Origin of the sequence: Mucilaginibacter sp. NFR10 (assembly GCF_900100445.1) — a bacterium.
Taxonomy (GTDB): Bacteria; Bacteroidota; Bacteroidia; order Sphingobacteriales; family Sphingobacteriaceae; genus Mucilaginibacter; species Mucilaginibacter rubeus.
The window spans coordinates 640,692-659,652 of the sequence record NZ_FMTV01000003.1 but is presented as its reverse complement, the minus strand read 5'-3'; the positions used below and the strand labels follow the sequence as shown (position 1 = coordinate 659,652).

Annotated in this window: 20 protein-coding genes; 11 read left to right on the top strand and 9 right to left on the bottom strand. The window is 43.1% G+C overall.

Annotated features, from left to right (window positions below):
* Nucleotides 1–21: 21 nt before the first annotated feature.
* Nucleotides 22–948: a hypothetical protein gene (locus tag BLP33_RS14090; protein WP_090529449.1), complete on the top strand. Its 927-nt coding sequence runs from the start codon at nucleotides 22–24 to the stop codon at nucleotides 946–948.
* 144 nt (nucleotides 949–1,092) lie between these two features.
* Here BLP33_RS14090 and BLP33_RS14085 read toward each other — a convergent pair whose 3' ends face one another.
* Nucleotides 1,093–1,614: an NADPH-dependent FMN reductase gene (locus BLP33_RS14085; protein WP_090529446.1), complete on the bottom strand. Its 522-nt coding sequence runs from the start codon at nucleotides 1,612–1,614 to the stop codon at nucleotides 1,093–1,095.
* A gap of 297 nt (nucleotides 1,615–1,911) precedes the next feature.
* On the opposite strand from BLP33_RS14085, the gene BLP33_RS14080 reads away from it, so the two are divergent.
* The 7 genes from BLP33_RS14080 (at nucleotide 1,912) to lepB (BLP33_RS14050) (ending at nucleotide 9,426) form a co-directional block, all read left to right on the top strand.
* Nucleotides 1,912–2,715 carry a ParA family protein gene (locus tag BLP33_RS14080; protein ID WP_090529444.1) on the top strand — a complete coding sequence of 268 codons (804 nt, stop codon included), beginning with the start codon at nucleotides 1,912–1,914 and terminating at the stop codon, nucleotides 2,713–2,715.
* A 3-nt stretch (nucleotides 2,716–2,718) separates the two neighbouring features.
* The gene (locus BLP33_RS14075) at nucleotides 2,719–3,630 is read left to right on the top strand and encodes a ParB/RepB/Spo0J family partition protein (protein WP_090529441.1); all 912 of its coding nucleotides are present in this window, start codon (nucleotides 2,719–2,721) and stop codon (nucleotides 3,628–3,630) included.
* Nucleotides 3,631–3,645: 15 nt separating this feature from the next.
* Nucleotides 3,646–4,323: a DUF5683 domain-containing protein gene (locus BLP33_RS14070; RefSeq protein ID WP_090529438.1), complete on the top strand. Its 678-nt coding sequence runs from the start codon at nucleotides 3,646–3,648 to the stop codon at nucleotides 4,321–4,323.
* Between the two features lie 23 nt (nucleotides 4,324–4,346).
* Nucleotides 4,347–5,096: a 4-hydroxy-tetrahydrodipicolinate reductase gene (dapB, locus tag BLP33_RS14065; RefSeq protein WP_090529435.1), complete on the top strand. Its 750-nt coding sequence runs from the start codon at nucleotides 4,347–4,349 to the stop codon at nucleotides 5,094–5,096.
* Nucleotides 5,097–5,112: 16 nt separating this feature from the next.
* Nucleotides 5,113–6,567 carry a signal peptidase I gene (gene lepB, locus BLP33_RS14060; RefSeq protein ID WP_090529432.1) on the top strand — a complete coding sequence of 485 codons (1,455 nt, stop codon included), beginning with the start codon at nucleotides 5,113–5,115 and terminating at the stop codon, nucleotides 6,565–6,567.
* A gap of 218 nt (nucleotides 6,568–6,785) precedes the next feature.
* Nucleotides 6,786–7,925 (top strand): signal peptidase I, encoded by a 1,140-nt coding sequence (gene lepB, locus BLP33_RS14055; protein ID WP_090529429.1) that lies wholly within the window; start codon nucleotides 6,786–6,788, stop codon nucleotides 7,923–7,925.
* Between the two features lie 22 nt (nucleotides 7,926–7,947).
* Nucleotides 7,948–9,426: a signal peptidase I gene (gene lepB, locus BLP33_RS14050; RefSeq protein WP_256382332.1), complete on the top strand. Its 1,479-nt coding sequence runs from the start codon at nucleotides 7,948–7,950 to the stop codon at nucleotides 9,424–9,426.
* 182 nt (nucleotides 9,427–9,608) lie between these two features.
* Here lepB (BLP33_RS14050) and BLP33_RS14045 read toward each other — a convergent pair whose 3' ends face one another.
* From BLP33_RS14045 to BLP33_RS14030, 4 genes are all read right to left on the bottom strand, one after another.
* Nucleotides 9,609–10,691 (bottom strand): Ldh family oxidoreductase, encoded by a 1,083-nt coding sequence (locus tag BLP33_RS14045; RefSeq protein WP_090529425.1) that lies wholly within the window; start codon nucleotides 10,689–10,691, stop codon nucleotides 9,609–9,611.
* A gap of 186 nt (nucleotides 10,692–10,877) precedes the next feature.
* Entirely contained in the window at nucleotides 10,878–11,696 is an 819-nt protein-coding gene (locus BLP33_RS14040; protein WP_254780133.1) for a glycosyltransferase family protein, read from the bottom strand.
* A gap of 143 nt (nucleotides 11,697–11,839) precedes the next feature.
* On the bottom strand, nucleotides 11,840–12,556 hold the full coding sequence (locus tag BLP33_RS14035) for a DUF4397 domain-containing protein (protein ID WP_090529419.1): 717 nt from the start codon (nucleotides 12,554–12,556) through the stop codon (nucleotides 11,840–11,842).
* A gap of 201 nt (nucleotides 12,557–12,757) precedes the next feature.
* Nucleotides 12,758–13,558 (bottom strand): SDR family oxidoreductase, encoded by an 801-nt coding sequence (locus BLP33_RS14030; RefSeq protein ID WP_090529415.1) that lies wholly within the window; start codon nucleotides 13,556–13,558, stop codon nucleotides 12,758–12,760.
* A 146-nt stretch (nucleotides 13,559–13,704) separates the two neighbouring features.
* Between BLP33_RS14030 and BLP33_RS14025 the strand changes: the two genes are divergently transcribed.
* Complete coding sequence (locus BLP33_RS14025; protein WP_090529412.1) at nucleotides 13,705–14,073, top strand: winged helix-turn-helix transcriptional regulator; 369 nt, start codon at nucleotides 13,705–13,707, stop codon at nucleotides 14,071–14,073.
* 89 nt (nucleotides 14,074–14,162) lie between these two features.
* Here the strand turns inward: BLP33_RS14025 and BLP33_RS14020 are convergent, their stop codons facing one another.
* Nucleotides 14,163–14,435, bottom strand: coding sequence for a hypothetical protein (locus tag BLP33_RS14020; RefSeq protein ID WP_090529409.1), 273 nt, complete (start codon nucleotides 14,433–14,435; stop codon nucleotides 14,163–14,165).
* A gap of 11 nt (nucleotides 14,436–14,446) precedes the next feature.
* Nucleotides 14,447–15,043, bottom strand: a complete 597-nt coding sequence (locus BLP33_RS14015; RefSeq protein WP_090529406.1) for a sigma-70 family RNA polymerase sigma factor — start codon at nucleotides 15,041–15,043, stop codon at nucleotides 14,447–14,449.
* Nucleotides 15,044–15,398: 355 nt separating this feature from the next.
* On the opposite strand from BLP33_RS14015, the gene msrB reads away from it, so the two are divergent.
* Together msrB and msrA are read left to right on the top strand one after the other, a co-directional pair.
* Nucleotides 15,399–15,893, top strand: a complete 495-nt coding sequence (msrB, locus tag BLP33_RS14010; protein WP_090529403.1) for a peptide-methionine (R)-S-oxide reductase MsrB — start codon at nucleotides 15,399–15,401, stop codon at nucleotides 15,891–15,893.
* Nucleotides 15,894–15,918: 25 nt separating this feature from the next.
* Complete coding sequence (gene msrA / locus BLP33_RS14005) at nucleotides 15,919–16,587, top strand: peptide-methionine (S)-S-oxide reductase MsrA (protein WP_090529400.1); 669 nt, start codon at nucleotides 15,919–15,921, stop codon at nucleotides 16,585–16,587.
* A 170-nt stretch (nucleotides 16,588–16,757) separates the two neighbouring features.
* Here msrA and BLP33_RS14000 read toward each other — a convergent pair whose 3' ends face one another.
* Nucleotides 16,758–17,807, bottom strand: a complete 1,050-nt coding sequence (locus tag BLP33_RS14000) for a hypothetical protein (protein ID WP_090529397.1) — start codon at nucleotides 17,805–17,807, stop codon at nucleotides 16,758–16,760.
* Nucleotides 17,808–17,957: 150 nt separating this feature from the next.
* Entirely contained in the window at nucleotides 17,958–18,911 is a 954-nt protein-coding gene (locus tag BLP33_RS13995; protein WP_090529393.1) for a bifunctional helix-turn-helix transcriptional regulator/GNAT family N-acetyltransferase, read from the bottom strand.
* Between the last annotated feature and the right edge of the window lie 50 nt (nucleotides 18,912–18,961).

Here is an 18,961-nt window from a genome sequence, read left to right as displayed (position 1 = left end):
ACACAATAAGTTGATTGTTTAATGAAGAAACTATTCCTGATCCTTATCCTTATAGGCGCAAGCCTTTTCACCAAAGCTCAGCAAATCAATCGCTTTAACCCTGATACTATCCGTACTATTGTTATCGATTCATTGGTTGATATCCGCTCACATAAACTCAATGCGCAGGATTTCATAGATGCCGTATTGGCCGATACAGGCTTTTATAAAGCCTTCCAGAATATGAAAGGCTTTGGCTTCACTGCCGAAAACCGAATTTTTACTTACGACAGCAAGAACCGGGTAAACGGGCGCATCTACCGTAAAATACTCCACAGCAACGCAGCCGGTAAACATAAAATAGAATACGTTGCTAAAAAGGACAGTGGTGATGTTTACAAAAAGAACGGCAAGTACCAGTTGTATACGGTTGAGATGTTCGATTTTATTTTCATGAACGCCTATAACTCTGATTTTACTAAAGGTGATGCCCTGCCGGGATCGGGAGGTAAAAATGAATCATACAAAAGCAAACTCAAAACGCTGATCTTTACGCCGGGCCGTAAGGTAAGCGGGATCCCTTTCATCAGCAGCAAAACGGAAATTTTCTCTAATGATATGCGCCAGTATTATTATTACGAATTTGCGCGTGGTAAATACCTCGACACCATTCCTGTTTACCGCTTTAAGGTGAGGTGCAAGCCGAGCACATCCGACAGCGATACCATGATCAAGGAAATGACCACCATTTTTGATGAGCGTACCTTTCAGATCCTTGGCCGCTATATCGATATGAAATTCAGCAACATGTTCTTTGATTTTAATGTGCAGATGGACATCGAGCTTAATAATTTCCAGGGCGAACCGCTACCTACAAAAATTACCTACCAGGGTAATTGGAATATTCCTTTTCATAAGGAAGAGCGTGCGAGTTTCTTGATTGTACATAAGGAATATAAGAACGAGTAAGCATTTTTATTTTAGCCCAACACCCGGCGGGAGCAGGGCATAGCAAGAGGTAAATCATGTAGTTTATAGGATAAAAAACTGATCTCTGACTGCCACCCTGGATCTTGGACTAAACTAAGCCATCAATCGGTGAAATCAAACAGGTTAAAACTTAATGATCTTTTCAATCTGCTCATTGACAAATTTTATGGTATCGGGCTTAAATAGGTGCCCTTCTTCATCAAACTCTTTGTGTATGGCCGCTATATGTAATTTAAGCGCCATAATGTTGAGGTGCAGGTAATGGCAAACGCCGGTAAAATGGTCAACCCCGCGGATATTACCATATTTGCCCGATGATAAGCCTACTAACGCCGCTTTTTTATCATAAAAACTTTCGGGGAAACTACAGGCATCAATGAAAACCTTAAGTACACCCGGAAAGCTGCCGTTATATTCGGGGATAAGGAATATGAATTTATCCGTATTGGTAACTATTTGCTGGATAGGCTCAAATGCGGCGCTGCGTTTGTTGTAGAGGTCGGTTTCAATAACATTTGGAGGCAGTTGAGCAAGTGATAAGATGCCTGCTTCAACACCCTTTTCCTGCAGTTTTTGCTGGTAAACGTTAGCAAGTTTGAGCGTTGAGCTTCCTGGCCTGTTGGTTGACGATATTATGGTTATCATTTATTATTAGTAAATTGCTGACTGATCAAATTAGTAATATCGTTGTTGAATAATTGTAATATTTTGTTAATGAATACTTTAGTAATAAATATGATTAAGTAATAATATTTATTAGTTGCCGCATTGATAGTTAACTAATTGATCAATATTGTTTGTAAATAGGCAAAAGCTGTGGAATTCTACATTATTTAATTCCGTATCTTTATCACCGGATAAAAACTTTACGAAAGTAGAAATTTCTGTTTCTATTTAACGTTGTTATAAATCACAGAACTATAAATTTTTTTAAACTATAGAATGAGTAAAATTATTGCTTTAGCCAACCAGAAAGGCGGCGTAGGGAAAACTACATCATCTATAAATCTGGCTGCAAGTTTAGCTGTATTAGATTATAAAACCTTGTTGGTTGACGCCGACCCGCAGGCTAATTCAACTTCGGGTATTGGTTTCGATCCCCGCAATATAAAAAACAGTATCTATGAATGTATCATCAATGAGGTTGATCCTCATGAGGCCATTCAGAAAACTGAAACTCCTAATCTTGATTTATTACCCGCACATATTGACCTGGTAGGTGCTGAAATTGAAATGATCAATTTAACCGGCCGCGAGTTTAAAATGAAACAGGTATTTGAAAAAGTGAGGGATGAATATGATTTTATTATTATCGATTGTTCGCCGTCATTAGGTTTGATCACCATTAACGCTTTAACCGCTGCCGATTCGGTAATTGTACCGGTACAGTGCGAGTATTTCGCATTGGAAGGTTTGGGCAAATTGTTAAATACCATTAAAATAGTTCAATCGCGCCTTAACCCGCAACTGGAGATTGAAGGGATCCTGTTAACCATGTACGATGTGCGTTTACGCCTGAGCAACCAGGTGGTTGACGAAGTTAGGACCCATTTTGAAGATATGGTTTTTGATACCATTATACAGCGTAATACCCGTTTAAGCGAGGCCCCGAGCTTTGGCGTATCGGTAATTATGCATGATGCTACCTGTAAGGGTGCAATAAATTATTTAAACCTTGCCCGCGAAATTCTGGAAAAAAACGGGTTGGTTAAGGGTGAACAGGCAACAGCTACAGCAACAGTATAGTAAATGAGTGGTGAAAAGAGAAATGCCCTGGGCAAGGGACTGAGTGCGCTATTAAACGACACGCCTAACGTACAACCATACCAAAACAGAAACAGGGAAACAGCAAGCCCGGCCGAGGTAAATGACCTTGGCTCGGTTAATGAAATAAAACTGGCCGAAATTGAGGTTAACCCGTTTCAGCCACGTACCGATTTTGATGAGCAGGCACTGGCCGAGCTTTCAGAGTCGATCAAACTGCAGGGTTTAATTCAGCCGATAACGCTCAGGAAAATAGGGGCACATAAATATCAGCTGATATCAGGCGAGCGTCGTTTTCGGGCGTCAAAGCTGGCTGGCCTAACCCAGATCCCGGCTTATGTGCGTACTGCCAATGATCAGCAAATGCTGGAAATGGCACTTATTGAAAACATTCAGCGCGAAAACCTGAATGCTATTGAGGTTGCCCTGAGTTTTCAGCGCATGATTGAGGAATGTAACCTGAAGCAGGAAGAACTGGGCGATAGAGTAAGCAAAAACCGCTCAACAGTGACCAACTACCTTCGTTTGTTAAGGTTGCCGCCGGTTATCCAGGCCTCCATTCGTGATGGCGAGCTTTCAATGGGGCATGCCAAAGCTATTTTAACGCTAACCGATCCTGCCAAACAATTATTTATACATCAGCATATTATAAAGGAAGGTTTATCCGTTCGTAAGGTTGAAGAACTGGTAAGAGAGATGCAAAAGTCGCCGGTAAAAAAGGAAGGCAAACAGCCGGAGCCGGTATCATATCAGTTGCAAAAGATCCAGGATGACCTGGCTTCAAAATTTAGTACAAGGGTAAAACTAAAAGTTGGCAGCCGCGGAAGCGGTGTTATCGAGATCCCTTTCCTTTCGGAAGATGATCTTGGCCGCATCCTTGAAATGCTTGATTGGTAATTGTTAATTTAAAAAATGTATAAATTCCTGTTTTTTTTAGCCGTATCAGCTTTTTTTATTTCTGCCGCACAAGCTCAGGTAGTTGATAGTACGGGGAGTAAAAAAAGTGATACGCTGAAAGTAAAGCATCCTGTTAAAACCCCGTCGGGCTCATTTGCTCCAAAGATTGATCCTGCCAAAGAAAAGATCTATCATCCCGATAGTACCCACATCCCGCATAAAGCAGTAATGCATTCATTGATGATACCTGGTTGGGGCCAGGTTTACAACCACAGATGGTGGAAAGTGCCGTTAATTTACGGAGGTTTAGGTTTGCTAACCTCGGCCATTATATATAACCAGCATTATTACAAAGAATATTTAACATTATCAAGATACCGCCAGGGTACTCCTCCTAATCCCGGCGACCCTTATTATACAGAATATAACCTTTATAAAGACGTGCCCGATGCCAACTTGAGCGATGCCCGTGAAAATTCAAGGCGTAACCGTGATTTGAGCATACTGGGCTTTTTAGCTGTATGGGGTATCCAGGCTATTGATGCTTATATCGATGCCAAGTTCATCCACTCATACACGGTGGATAATAATTTGTCGTTCAAAGTAGCCCCGGGTATAATTAATCAGCCGGTTTATGCGCAGGGTGCTAATAATGCTTATATTCCGGGTATAAAAGTTACCTTTACGTTTTAATAAGGAAAACCATAATACCTGAAATGAAGATAGCGTTACTTGGCTACGGAAAAATGGGCAAAATCATCGAAAAGATAGCCCTTAGCCGCAAGCATGAAATTGTACTTACCATTGATCATGAAACCCTCCATGACCTTACACCCGAAAACCTGCAAAAAGCAGATGTGGTAATTGAATTTACTACCCCGGCGTCCGTATTATCAAATATTGAGCATTGCTTTAATGCCAATGTACCTGTTGTTATTGGTACTACAGGCTGGTACGAGAAATTACCGGAAGTAAAACAGCAATGTATTGAGGGGAATAAATCATTATTGTGGGCTTCAAACTTCAGCGTTGGCGTTAACGTATTTTTTTACGTGAATAAGCTGCTGGCTAAAGTCATGAACAAGTACCCTTATTACGAAGTACAGGTTGAAGAGATCCACCATACCCAAAAAATGGATTCGCCAAGCGGTACGGCAATAACCATCGCCGAAGGCATCATTAACAACACCGATACCAAAAATGAGTGGATTAATGTATTAACTACCGACGACAGCGATGACGATGCGAATGTTGCACCTAACCAATTGCTTATAGAATCATTAAGGATTGACAGTGTGCCGGGTACACATACTGTTATTTATGATTCGGAAGTGGATAGCATCGAATTTAAGCATACTGCCCATAACCGTAATGGGTTTGCGTTAGGCGCCGTACTGGCTGCCGAGTGGCTGCACGATAAAAAGGGTTTTTACTCTGTTGAAGCCATGTTTGATTTTAACAGCTAATAGCTTTTTAATATAAATGGCAATAGCGGGCTATATAGGGTTTTATATCATTACAGGCCCGCTATTGATTTTAATACTGGCCGGATACTGGAAACTTTTTGAAAAAGCCGGTCGCCCGGGCTGGGAAGCGCTGATCCCGGTGTATCACCTGTATGTTATGCTCAAGCTAAGCCAGCGGCCGCTCTGGTTGCTATTGTTGCTTTTAATACCGGGCATAAACTTTATTATAAGTATCGGTATCCTCATTGACTTCATTAAATCGTTTGGCAAGGTGGGCATCGGGCAAATTACCGTGTCGGTGCTGTTGCCATTTATTTTTATCCCCAAATGGGGCTTTGATAAAAATACCCGGTACGTTGGTCCATCGGCAAGTGACGATTTCAGGGAAAAATACCATGATCTTGATAAATCACCTGTGCTGGAATGGACGGAAGCTATCCTTTTCGCTGTAATAGCGGCGACGGTTATCCGCGGGCTTTTCCTCGAGGCTTTCACCATTCCTTCGTCATCTATGGAGAGCTCACTAATGGTAGGCGACTTTTTATTTGTAAGCAAGATCAATTACGGTGCACGCCTGCCTATGACCCCCATAGCATTTCCATTTGCACACCACACTATGCCGCTCACCGGTACTAAAGCCTATTGGGATGGTATTAAGCTGCCCTACTATCGGCTGCCGGGTTTCAGCGAAGTAAAAAAGGGTGATGCAGTAGTATTTAACTATCCAATGGATGCCGATTCGCCGTTTTACCGTCCTGTAGATAAGCAGGAAAATTATATTAAACGGTGCCAGGGCACGCCCGGCGACATTATAAAGCTGGAGTACGGCCAGGTATACGTAAATAACCGTTTAATAGCCGCCCCGCCTAACGGAGAAATGGAATACCGGGTACGTACCAATGGTTCGGGAGGAGGGTTTGGCCCCCATATGCGATATAACCTTCATCTGTCGGATATTCAACAGTTTACCTCGGTTGATTTTACAACGAATATGACTGCACAATCGGCCGAAAAGCTAAAAACATATCCCTATATCGAGGCGGTGAAGCCCGATGTTAAGTTAAGAGGGGTGTACGATCATGAGGTTTTTCCGCATGATCCGCGCTTTAGGTGGAACGAGGATAACCTGGGGCCAATTATTATTCCGCGAAGAGGCTGGACGGTAAAGCTGGATAGCATGACCATGCCTTTTTATCGCCGGGCCATTGAGGTGTATGAAAATAATAAAGTGCAGGTTAAAGGGAACGGAGTTCTTATTAATGGGAGCAAGGCCGATAGTTATACCTTTAAAATGGATTACTATTGGATGATGGGCGATAACCGGCATAACTCTGAAGATTCGCGTTTTTGGGGCTTTGTGCCCGAAGACCATATTGTAGGCAAAGCCGTATTGGTATGGATGAGCTGGGATGCCAATTCGCCTTCATTTTGTAAAATAAGATGGGACAGGGTATTTAGGAGGATTAATTAGAGAGATATGCAGATGTGCAGATTTTAGATGTGCAGATGAATGGGAAGATATGCAGATGAGAGATTAAATAGTTATCAATTTGTGCCTGATCATAGGAATCTATAATTAATATTGGAAAGCGTAACATATAACGTGTAACATATATCTTATACATAAAATATAAACATTAAAAAATCTGCACATTTGCACATCTGAAATTTGCACATTCGATACATCATATGAACTGGAAATTCTGGAAAAAGAAAGATTCAACTAAAGTAAAAAAGAAAAAAAGTGCGCTTCGTGAATGGGGCGATGCTATCATATTTGCAGTAATAGCCGCTACCCTTATCCGTACGCTGTTTATCGAAGCTTACGTTATCCCCAGCGGTTCGATGGAAAACTCGCTTTTAATTGGCGACTACTTGTTTGTAAGTAAGGTTAACTACGGTGCAAGGATGCCAATAACGCCTGTTTCATTTCCGTTTATGCACCATACCACTCCCTGGGGGACTCAGGCCTATTGGGGAGGGGTAAAATTGCCTTATTATCGCTTGCCGGGTTTAAGTGATATAAAAAAGCAGGACATCGTGGTTTTTAACGCGCCGATAGAGGCCGATTCTCCTTATTTCAGGCCGGTGGATAAACGCGAAAACATTATCAAACGCTGCCAGGGTACCCCCGGAGACACCTTAAGTGTTGTTAATGCACAGGTGTATATTAATGGTAAGGCAGCGCCAAATCCCGAAAGAGGAAAGGAAGGTTATTTTGTTGAAACCAATGGGCAGGAATTTAACCCGGCTATTTTGAACGAACTTAAGATAGATATCAGGGGCAATACCGGCAACCGTTATGAAATGATGATGGGGAAAGAATCGGCAGCTACTTTGAAAACTTATTCAAATGTAAAATCAATTGTGCCTGCGGTAACGCTTAAGGGTACCAGTGACCCGCTGAATCCGGTTTACCCTGCCAAGTACCCGCGTTATAAGATCACACCTAATTTTCCTGACTTTAAATGGAATGTAGATAATTATGGCCCCATCATTATCCCTAAAAAAGGCTGGACAGTTAAATTGGATAGCCTGACTTTCCCGGTTTATGGCCGCGCTATTGAGATTTATGAAAATAATAAAGTAAATGTTGTGGGTAAGGATATCATGATTAACGGAAAAAAAGCCGATACTTATACCTTTAAGCTTAACTACTATTTTATGATGGGGGATAATCGTCATAATTCGGAAGACTCGCGCTTTTGGGGTTTTGTTCCGGAAGATCACGTAGTAGGCAAAGCTTTATTTACCTGGATGAGTATTGACAGTACAGCCAGCTTCTTTAATAAAATAAGGTGGAACCGGTTGTTCAGGGGCATACATTAATTGAAAATATAAAAATACCAAAGTGAACGTTTTAGGATTTGTAATAACATTTATTGTTTTAATCATATTGCCCTATATAGGCTTATGGAAATTATTCGAAAAAGCCGGCCGGCCGGGTTGGGAAGCTATAGTGCCCTTGTACAATTTATACGTCATGATCAAACTGAGCGGCAGGCCGGGCTGGTGGTTTATATTATTGCTGATACCCGGTTTGGGCTTTCTTGTTGCCTTGGGTATAACTATCGATTTTATTAAATCATACGGTAAGTTCACGTTTGCAGAGCATTGCGCCGGCATTGTGCTGCAGTTCATCTATTTCCCAAAATGGGGTTTTGATAAGGATACCAAATATTTGGGCCAATCTGCAAGCCCGGAATTCAGGGAGAAGTACAAGCGGGCACTTAAGAAAACCCAGGCACGTGAGTGGGCTGATGCCATCATTTTTGCGGTAATTGCTGCCACACTGATCCGCACGCTGTTTATCGAGGCTTATGTGATCCCCAGTGCTTCCATGGAGAGTTCATTGCTTATTGGCGATTACCTGTTTGTAAGCAAAGTGAACTATGGAGCGCGTTTACCCATGACGCCTGTTGCATTCCCTTTCGCACACCATACCATGCCGCTTATCAATACCAAAGCCTATTGGGATGGTATCGAACTGCCGTACTATCGTCTGCCGGGTTTAAGTGATATTAAAAAAGGTGATGTGGTAGTGTTCAATTATCCTATGGATGCCGATTCGCCTTATTTCAGGCCGGTTGATAAACGCGAAAACTATATCAAACGCTGCCAGGGTACCCCGGGCGATACGCTGAGTGTAGTTAAGGCCCAGGTATTTATAAATGGGAAAGCTGCTGTTACACCACCAAAAGGCGAGATCACCTATGATGTTAAAACAGATGGAAACGAGCTTAACCCGCAGATAGCAACAGATTTGCATTTGTCGGATATTTCATCAGTAAATAATACTGAGTTTATTACCAATACCACCGAAGAATCGGCAAAGGCACTGAGGGGATATTCAAACATCAAGTCAGTTACACCACGGTTAACCCCGCCGGGGGCGTCTGATCCGATGAACCCGGTTTACCCTGCCATTTTCTCCAACTACAAAATAGGAGCTAACACTCCCGACTATAAATGGAATGTAGACAACTTCGGGCCTGTCATTGTACCTAAAAAGGGCTGGACAGTAAAGCTGGATAGTTTAACCTTCCCGATCTACGGTCGTGCGATTGCCGTATATGAAGGCAACAAGGTTGAAGTGAACGGTAAAGACATTCTCATCAATGGAAAAAAAGCTGATAGCTATACCTTTAAACTCAACTACTATTTTATGATGGGCGATAACCGTCATAACTCGGAAGATTCACGTTTCTGGGGCTTTGTTCCTGAAGATCATATTGTGGGTAAAGCACTGTTCATTTGGATGAGTGTTGACGACAATGCATCGTTCATCCACAAGATCCGCTGGAGCAGGCTGTTTAATCTGATCCATTAGCCCCCTAACCCCCTGTAGGGGGAATTAAAGTGAAAAGCCTGTTTTGAGGAGCAAAACAGGCTTTTCACTTTAATAAAATCACTGCCGCGGGCTTTCAACCTGTGGTTTACCATAGTTTCAGTTTTCAGCTGAATTTCCGTAAGCTGGAAGCTTACATTATGCTGACCACGGGTTACGCTGCGCTAAACCCGCGGCAGCGGGCTAATATTGAACCTCTCCGCCAGTTTATTCAAATCTTCTACAACCGCATCAACCAAAGGAATGCCGTTTGCCATCCTGTCGGCTTCTGCTTCAAGTTCCGGCTCACCAGGGATAATGACCTTTTGTGACGGATCAACTGTGCTTGAAGATTTAAACCGCTCCACCCAGTTATCTAAATGATCTTTAAACTCATCAACAGGACGGAAGCCATCCACGCGCATAGCACCTAAAAAATGCCCTATACCCGCGCCAACGGGATCATTCGGCGGATCAAGAAAGGCCACGAACGGCGGTACCCATGGACCGTAATTGGCTCCCGATAGTACCGCGGATAATATATCAACTGTTGCACTTAAACCAAAGCCTTTATTACTGCCATGGTCGCGGTCGCTGCCGAGGGGCAGGAGGGAACCGCCGGTCTTTAGCGCATGCGGATCGGTAGTATAGTTGCCTTCTTTATCCTGGATCCAGCCTTCGGGAACCTGCTTGCCTAAGCGCTGAGCTATTTCCAGTTTTCCATTGGCTGCTGCTGAAGTTGCCATATCAACAATTACCGGGGGATATTTTCCTGCCGGAAAAGCATAACACATTGGGTTGGTACCTAAAAGCCGTTCATTAGAAAAGGTAGGAGCAACCAGTGGACTGGCATTGGTCATGGCAAAGCCGATCATATTTTTCTCCACAGCCATTAACGCATGATAACCAGCAATACCAAAATGGTTGGAGTTACGTACTGATACCCAACCCGATCCGTATAGCTCAGCTTTTTTAATGGCTACCTCCATGGCAAACGGAGCTACTACTAAACCAAGGCCTGCATCGCCATCTACCGTGGCTGTTGTTGGCGTTTCATGCACTATCCGGATGTTGGGCGTAGGATTAATGCGTTTCTTCTCCCACAGGCGTACATAACCGCTCAGGCGGGCTACGCCATGCGAGTCGATACCACGGAGATCTGATTTAAGCAACACGTCGGCTGCTAAAACCGCATGTTCATGGCTGCAGCCAATAGCTTTGAATATATTTTCGGTAAATGCGCGTAGAGTGGATGGCGATATCAGCATACGGCAAAGATAACCGTTGATTTTTAAAATGATTACGTTGATTTCGCTGATAAGGTACCTTGATATACTTGATTTGAGGATTGCCTGATATCAATTAACGCCGGCATATTTCTGACGTTAAATTTGCATTAGATAGCAGCGGGTAGCCTGGACTAATCTCCAATCACCAGCCTCTAATCTCTACCCTCAAGCCATAGCAAACTCGGGCTTTACTTCGTTCAGGTGTTTGTTGTACCAGTTGGTGCTGTTATAGCGGGCGTTTATTTCGTAGATCTCGGGTTTTAGTTTCAGCAGGTTAAGGATATCCTGGCATGAAAAACGGTTACAAACCGGGTACAGCTCTTTAAATACACGCTCGATGAAATAAAAATCCTCGGGGTGATCAAGCGCAAAACGATGCGACATAGAATAATCCAGGCCGGTTTCCCAGGTTACGTTGCCGATGTTAAAAATAAGCGGATTTTCATAGATGTAGGGCGAGGTATGCTCCAGATCATGAGGGCGACCGGCATTTTCCCAGGCTTGTTTGAGGCAGGCCAGGGTCATCACTTCTACGTCGTTGCCATCGGGATAGGTGGCCGGGTACAGGTTGCTTACATAGTCAAACTTTTGCCTGTTGCTGAAAAAATATTCAAGCACGTTATCAATGATCCGCGGATCGATCAGCGGGCAGTCGGAAGGGATTTTTACCACTACATCGGCGTTGAAAAATTTGGCCGCCTGGTAATGCCTGTCCAACAAGTTGCCAAGGCTGCCGCGATAGCAGGGAATGTTAAGGTTTTCAGCCTCTCTTGCTATAACATCGTCTTCAATACCTTCCGAGGTGGCAATGACAATGCTGGCCTGGTGCTGGATCATATCCAACCGCTCAACCATGCGGGCCAATAAACTTTTACCCAATATAGGCAGCATTACTTTGCCATATAAACGACTTGATGCCATGCGGGCCGGCACAATGATCACTACACGCTCATCCATCTTTTCCGGAAATTTGAGGTTTATCAAAAAAACATTAACCGGGTTAAATGTATAATGGTAAGGTTTAAATATGGCGAAGTTTATATTATGAAATTGTTAACCTGTAGGTTGATCTACAAAAAATAAAACCCGGCACAATGGCCGGGCCTTACAACACAGGTATAGGTTATTTAATAATAGTAAACGTTGGTTTGAATATCTGCACTTAGTTTTTTATCGTCGGTTGCTACTTTAATACCCTGCAGCCACACGGTATATACAGAACCCGCCCGAAGGTTAACGTTAGTAAGGCTGGCTAATACCGTAGTAGTGCCTTTTTGACGAATGTTAAGCGTGTAGGTAACATTGCCTTTAATAGTCACAAAATCAGATACCTGCTTGTATGCTTTGTTTGATGCCAGAACCGAATCTTTTGAAGTAACCAGGTCAACCGTACCGGCATCGGCACTGAGGTTTGCCAAACGGATACTGGCCATCCCGGCGGCCGGCTGAATAATAGAATCGGCAACAAAAATTACATCGCGTTTACCTGCTGTGTTGGCAAGGTATACCGAGTAAAGTTTTTTAGCTACGAGGGTGATGGTATCGTCTGCAACTTTTTGCTTTGTGCCCGAAACATAAAAGGTTGCTGTTCTTTTACCTGGGTAGGCATTAATATAATCTATACCATGACCGTAACGAATTGGGAAATTATTGGCCCTGTTGGGCTCAAGATAAAAATCAACCGGATCAGAATCGGGTGAGGCATTGATGACCGAAACAAGTGCCACCGGCGGCTGAACGTAGTTGTTGTGATCTTTTAAACACGAGCTGAGTGTTGTTGCCAGCAAACACACCATCCCGATAATGCCTGCCCGCCTTGTTAATTTTTGCTGAACTGTTTTCATAAAATAAAATATTGGTAGTAAACTGATATTTTAACTTTACGTAACCAGCAGGCATTACGCTACTTTGGATTAAAAATTTTAACCCCGGTGTGATTAGCATAAATACGTTTGAGCTTAGGTTTTAGTATGCAAGGGATAGGGGTTTCAATTGTAAAAAAATAGCGGATAAAAATTATCCGCTATTGTAAATAAGTTAATGGATTATACAACAGGGATAGTGCCTCCATCTATAGTAAATTCGCTTCCGTTTAAATAAGCAGCACGGTCTGATACCAGGAAGGCTACCAGTTCGGCAACTTCTTCAGGCTCTGCCGGGCGGCCCATGGGGATGCCCCCTAACGAATCCATAATGGTTTTTAGTGCTGCTTCTTTGTCACCGCCGTTTTGTGAGGCCAGGTTGTCAATCATACCCTGTGCCCCGCCGGTATTGATAAAACCTGGCGCTACCGAATTAACCCGCACACCTCTTGGTGCAAGCTCCTTTGAAATGCCTTTGCTATAATTACTCAGGGCTGCTTTTGCTGCTGCGTATGGTAATGTTGCCTCGAAAAGCGGCATTTTACGTTGTATGGACGAAATGTGCACTATCACCCCTTGTTTTTGATTAAGCATGGTTGGCAGCAATCCTCTGTCTAACCTAACAGCCGCTAATAAATTGGTTTGCAGGGCTGCTTCCCAGTCTTCATCACTTAGCACCATAACTCCGCCTGCCGGCGATTCAGAGCCTCCAAGGTTGTTGATCAGGATGTCGATACCGCCTAAACGCTTAAGGGTTTCGCTGATCACTTTATCAGTACCGGTTTTTGTGCTCAGGTCGGCCTGGATAAAGTGTTGGGAGGTAATATCCGTTGGCTGCACACGGGCCGTAGTTACGATATTGGCGCCACCTTTAAGCAAGCGCTCAAAAATGGCTTTGCCTGCACCTTTTGTTCCGGCTGTAACCAGGATCTTTTTACCATTAAATTCATTTGGATCGATATTGAAATTTACCTTTGCAATCATTTTACTCTCTTTTTTGTTTATTTGACCGCACAAAGTTCAGGATGTATCGTAGCCGGGTCAAGTACGGAAAAATGATTCAATACGGATAAATTTATCCCTGTAGCCGCCGAAATTGGCAGTTTAAATAATACCAAAACGGAATTATTATGTATGAAAGGAAATTACCTATACAGGAAGAATGCGGGCTTGACCTGATACGTGAGGTGGTATTTGGCAAATGGAAGATCCATTTGTTGTATTACATATCGCAGGGAATCAGCAGGCCGGGGCAATTACAAAAAAATATCCCGGAAGCATCCCGCCGGGTGTTGAATATCCAGCTAAATCAATTAGAGGATGACGAACTGGTGGCCAAAACAGTATATAATCAGCAGCCGCCTAAAGTAGAATATTATTTAACAGATTTAGGGAAATCAATAATGCCCATCATTAATGAGCTCGGCCAGTGGGGCGATACTCACAGCGAACACCTGAGGCGGGTGATCAAAAAGCGATTGATATTGCCTGAGGCATAGCAGGTGAGAAGCGGACTCTTATCGTTCATGCCTGCTTTTGAGATTTTGCTATATCGCGGGTTTTGAAGTATAGTTTTTATCTATAGGTTTTACTTTTCCAGTTGTTCATCTATCATGTGTTGCAATTCATCTTTAAATTTGTCATCAAGCTTGATGTTTCCGGCAACAGACTGATGGAACATGTTTTTGATCATGCGATTAATGGCGGTACTTTGTTGCTGAAATATCCTGCAAACGCGGCACCCTGCCAGGTGGATCTTTAATTCCAGTTTTTCGCGCAGGGTGATCTCTCCTATATGCTGCTTCTCGATCAGGTAAGTAGCCTTTTTGCAGTTGTAGGCTATTTTGGTTAATTCGTCCATATTCTATTAGTTTAAATCCAATTTTTTTGAAGGCACTCTCTCAGGCTTAATTTAGCGCGGTGAATAATTACCCAAAAGTTGGAAGGTGATATTCTAAGGTGGTTGCAGATGGTATCGGCGGGCTCATCATCGAGGTGTTTCATCGTAAAAACCGAGAACCAGAGCGATGGCATTTTTTTTAAACATCGTTGCAGTATCAGCTCAAATTCTTTGCTTTCAAGGTGGTCGGTTTGCTCCATACCAAATTCTGCGGGGCGGTGATCTGGTTTCCAGTTATGGGCATCAGGTTCAAAAAAATCGTCTGTTTCATATTCGGCGAATGTTACCGCAGGTTCTTTAACAAAAGAGGATGCTTTTTTGCGGTAAACATCAATAATCTTGTTTTTGAGTATGGCGGTAAGCCATGTACGTTCGGTGCTTTTACCCTCAAATTTTTTTAAACGTTCGAGCGCAGCTAAAAAGGTTTCCTGTACAAGATCGCGGGCTAACTCGCCATCGTTAACGCGGGCAAGGGCATAGCTGTAAAGATAGTCGGCATGTCGCGCTACCCAGACACGGGGCCCGGTGCTTTTATCAAGGTTAAGATGGGTGCTGTTTTGGCTTTGCATAACTCAATGTGGTGGTAATGGTTTGTGTAAAAGTTTATAGCCCGTGTTAAATTGATGTTTTGATTTGTGCATTAGTCGGGCAGGAGAGGGAATCCTTACGAGGTTTTTTATTTTTTCGGACCGGAAATTTGGCGGCTATTGGAGGTTGAAAGGTAACAACGGACTATGCGCGTTCTCCCGGGTTGCAAATAAGGATAGCCGATCTACAATAAAAAGAGTTATATGACGTGTTTTTACGTAGGGTATTTAATACGCAGTTTAGGGCAACGCTATCTATAATAAATTCAGACAATTAAATGACTGAATAACTTTCACCTGCCTGTAAGGTTCTTCGTATATCTACGACAAAGAGGGTATGAAAAAGATAAATTTGTTTATTATACCATTGATATTATTGGCCCTTAACGCGTGCAGTCAAAGCACTCCACATGCCGATAAAACTGTTGACACCAAAACATATCCGCAGGCTAAGCCGGCGAGCTATTGGAAACAGGTATTAACGCCCGAGGCGTATGAGATATTGGTAAATAGAGGGACTGAGCAGCCCTTTCATAACCCTTACTGGAACAATCATGAAAAAGGGATATATGTGAGCGCGGCTACCGGCAAACCGTTATTTAGTTCGGATGCCAAGTTTGAATCGGGTACAGGCTGGCCAAGTTTCTTTAAACCTATAGATCCAAATGCGATCAAAATTGTTAAGGATACATCATATGGGATGGTGCGCGAAGAGGTAGTTGAAGCCAGCACCGGTTTGCATCTCGGCCATGTTTTTAATGATGGGCCTGCACCTACGGGCAAGCGCTATTGCATGGACTCATATGCTTTTAAGTTTATTCCGGCTAAATAATTAAACTATTTAAATTAAAAATATCATGTTAACAAAAAAGTTAAATGTATGCCTGCTTGGCCTGCTGATATTGTTTGGCTGTGCCGATGCGCAGACCGGCGGAAACGGTTTTGCAAGCCTGCCTGCCCCAAAGGCGGGCGAAAAGGTTGCCACTTTTGCCGGTGGTTGTTTCTGGAGCCTTTCGGAAGGTTTGTATGAATTGAAGGGTGTTAATAAAGTAGTAGCCGGGTATGCCGGCGGCACAACTAAAAATCCATCGTACGAGGATGTTTGCGGTAAAAATACCGGTCATGCCGAATCAGTACAGGTATACTACAACCCTGCTGAAATAAGCTATGCTGCTTTAGCCGAAGCTTTTTTTTATGCACACGATCCTACCACTGTAGACAGGCAGGGCCCGGATGTGGGCGACGACTACCGCTCAGTAGCTTTTTACCGTACACCGGAAGAAAAGAAAACTTTAGAAAGTGTAATAGCTAAAGTTAACGCTACACATCATTACAGCAGTCCTATCGTTACACAGGTTGTTCCGTTTAAAGTATTATATCCTGCCGAAAACTATCACCAGGGATATTACCGGTTGCATATGAATAGCCCGTATATCAGCCATGTTTCAGTACCTAAGGTAATGAAGTTGCGTAAGGCCATGAATAGCTTGTTGAAACCCGAGTTTCAGCATAAAGATCTCAATTAAGTGTGAATGTTGTATTTGACTGTTCTGTTGTCTCTACACCACGTTATTGCGGGTAACCATCAGGGAAGTCTTTTCATCCGCCGGTTGTTTAAGAATAAAGCATTGGTCTCCAGCAAAAAAAGGCGAAAAGTAACAAAACCTTTCGCCTTTTCCCTTTAACCTTTCCCTATCTATTGATTACAGATCGTTTTTAATTTTTGATTATAATCAGGATTTAGCGGTTCATTGGTTTGAGCCAGGCGCTGCGAACCCACATTGGCCGGACAGGCAATGCCATTAGGCCCGTCGTAAACCAAACCGGGTTTTGTGCTGAGGAGTTCTTTCGGCACGTAGATCTGTACAGTGGTTTTTGAATAGCTATGCGGATAAAACCGGATGTAATATCCATCAGGGTGCAATGACCATATGCCTGACGGTACCGCCGGATCAGGCGCCGGAGCCAAACCGGCTAACATGGCATACTTTTCCATCTCTTCGTAAGATGAATTACCAGAGGCAGCTAATCGGCGGATATTGTTTTCGGCCTCAAAAACACTTTGAACCGCAGGCGGCAATTGGCTTTTGGCTTTATCCATTACACTGGCGGGCAATACACCCAGCGCACCGCCTTCCAGCATTAACAGTTCATTAGCTGATAGCAGCCTGGTCGCGGTAAGCTTAATATCGGATCCCATATCAACAAACCTGGTGCGTGCAATAATCGACCATAATAATATCTGGATGCTATGCTGGTCAACCTCGGGATGAGTTTCAGCATGTTTTAATATCAGTATCACCACATCGCGCTTGGGCCCAAGCACCGGGGCAAGCATATACCCATCGCCTGTACTGGGGCCACGAGTACCAGCATGCAGACAATAGCTTTTGCTGGTCATTTCATAAAAACCGGCGCAAAGCTTAAAACCGCCCCCGGGTGCTTTTGGCAAAAGGTATAAAGGCTCGGCTACCTGCCCTTCCATAAACGATGGTGGCTTGGAGCCTGTCTTGTTAACGTCATTAAAGCTGGTGGTAATGGCCTGCGGCTGTTTCAGCAATTTATTAAGGCTGCCGCCCGATACCATATCGGCTCCTTTATCCAATATGGCTTTCCCAAAACCGCCAAACTGGGCTTGTACAGCAGTGCTGCAAAATAGGCAGATACCCAGACAAATGATAAGATGTTTTTTGAAGTTTTTCAAAGATAATATTAGTGTAGGGAGCAGGAGTTTTTTATGTTTCATATAGATATAGTGTTTAAGTTTCAATTGCAAGAAACAAAAAATACTATAAACTGTTTGTTGAATTTATTCACAATTGTTATACAATAGTTAAAATATTTATTAATGGAGGCAAAACGGAACGTCTTTAATTAAAGGTGTTTGTTCGGCTATTTATTTCAGTTCAAGCTCCATTTGGATATTGGCACGTTCATATGGCGAAGGTCTGCCTGCAACTTTTACAAAACCCAGCTTATGATACAGGCTGATGGCCGGTTTTAAAATGGTATTGCTCTCCAGGTATAGTTTATGGGCACCAAGCGATTTTGCCTTTTCAACAATGGCCTGCCCAAGTAAAAAGCCTATGTTTTTACCCCTTGCTTTTGGAGAAACCGCCATTTTAGCAAGCTCATAGTCATAATCAGGATCATCCATTTTTAAAAGGGCACATACACCAACGGGTTCATCATTATAAAGGGCCACCAATATATGGCCTCCGTTGTTGATGATATAACCGTCGGCGTTATCAAGGGCCTTGTAATCGGCTTCTTCCATTTTGAAATATTGGGAGATCCATTCTTCATTCAATGCTTTAAAAGCCCGAGCATATTTAGGTTCATAAGGCACGATGTGTACCTTATTGCTCTCCCTTATTTTTTGATGTGCCTGTACCCGGCGCAACAATGATTTTTGTTCCAGCAGGTATTCCCATTCTTCAATAGCCTTCCATAGGTCATGGTTTGCCTGGGATAAAAGTTCTTCAACGGCATTGGTTACATCTGCATACTGGTCCTGGATTTTTTTTCCAACCTCAATCCCTTTAGCCGACAGGCTTACCATGTTGCGCCTGCCATCAGCCTTATCCTTTTTCTCAATAACAAAACCGTTCTTCACCATTTCGGCAATGATCTTACTTACAGAAGGGTGCGAGTGGCCGATCTCTTTGGCAATAGCTGTAATGGTAAATTCGGCACCATCCTGCAATACATAAAAAACCGGGAACCATTTAGGCTGAAAGTCGATATCATATAACTTGTAAATGCGTGCCGCGTCTTCGCTGATAGTTTCGGTAAGCATCCTCAACCTGCTACCTATGGCCATCTTACCCACTTTATTAAAAAACTCCATATTAATAAGTAACTAATTATGTAACTGATTACGCAAATGTATACTGTTGT

What these genes read in the sequence shown, in the direction of transcription:
- BLP33_RS14090 (WP_090529449.1), top strand. Translation starts at nt 22, where the DNA reads ATGAAGAAACTATTCCTGATCCTTATCCTTATAGGCGCAAGCCTTTTC.
- BLP33_RS14085 (WP_090529446.1), bottom strand. Translation starts at nt 1,614, where the DNA reads ATGATAACCATAATATCGTCAACCAACAGGCCAGGAAGCTCAACGCTC.
- BLP33_RS14080 (WP_090529444.1), top strand. Translation starts at nt 1,912, where the DNA reads ATGAGTAAAATTATTGCTTTAGCCAACCAGAAAGGCGGCGTAGGGAAA.
- BLP33_RS14075 (WP_090529441.1), top strand. Translation starts at nt 2,719, where the DNA reads ATGAGTGGTGAAAAGAGAAATGCCCTGGGCAAGGGACTGAGTGCGCTA.
- BLP33_RS14070 (WP_090529438.1), top strand. Translation starts at nt 3,646, where the DNA reads ATGTATAAATTCCTGTTTTTTTTAGCCGTATCAGCTTTTTTTATTTCT.
- dapB (WP_090529435.1), top strand. Translation starts at nt 4,347, where the DNA reads ATGAAGATAGCGTTACTTGGCTACGGAAAAATGGGCAAAATCATCGAA.
- lepB (WP_090529432.1), top strand. Translation starts at nt 5,113, where the DNA reads ATGGCAATAGCGGGCTATATAGGGTTTTATATCATTACAGGCCCGCTA.
- lepB (WP_090529429.1), top strand. Translation starts at nt 6,786, where the DNA reads ATGAACTGGAAATTCTGGAAAAAGAAAGATTCAACTAAAGTAAAAAAG.
- BLP33_RS14045 (WP_090529425.1), bottom strand. Translation starts at nt 10,691, where the DNA reads ATGCTGATATCGCCATCCACTCTACGCGCATTTACCGAAAATATATTC.
- BLP33_RS14035 (WP_090529419.1), bottom strand. Translation starts at nt 12,556, where the DNA reads ATGAAAACAGTTCAGCAAAAATTAACAAGGCGGGCAGGCATTATCGGG.
- BLP33_RS14030 (WP_090529415.1), bottom strand. Translation starts at nt 13,558, where the DNA reads ATGATTGCAAAGGTAAATTTCAATATCGATCCAAATGAATTTAATGGT.
- BLP33_RS14025 (WP_090529412.1), top strand. Translation starts at nt 13,705, where the DNA reads ATGTATGAAAGGAAATTACCTATACAGGAAGAATGCGGGCTTGACCTG.
- BLP33_RS14020 (WP_090529409.1), bottom strand. Translation starts at nt 14,435, where the DNA reads ATGGACGAATTAACCAAAATAGCCTACAACTGCAAAAAGGCTACTTAC.
- BLP33_RS14015 (WP_090529406.1), bottom strand. Translation starts at nt 15,043, where the DNA reads ATGCAAAGCCAAAACAGCACCCATCTTAACCTTGATAAAAGCACCGGG.
- msrB (WP_090529403.1), top strand. Translation starts at nt 15,399, where the DNA reads ATGAAAAAGATAAATTTGTTTATTATACCATTGATATTATTGGCCCTT.
- msrA (WP_090529400.1), top strand. Translation starts at nt 15,919, where the DNA reads ATGTTAACAAAAAAGTTAAATGTATGCCTGCTTGGCCTGCTGATATTG.
- BLP33_RS14000 (WP_090529397.1), bottom strand. Translation starts at nt 17,807, where the DNA reads ATGAAACATAAAAAACTCCTGCTCCCTACACTAATATTATCTTTGAAA.
- BLP33_RS13995 (WP_090529393.1), bottom strand. Translation starts at nt 18,911, where the DNA reads ATGGAGTTTTTTAATAAAGTGGGTAAGATGGCCATAGGTAGCAGGTTG.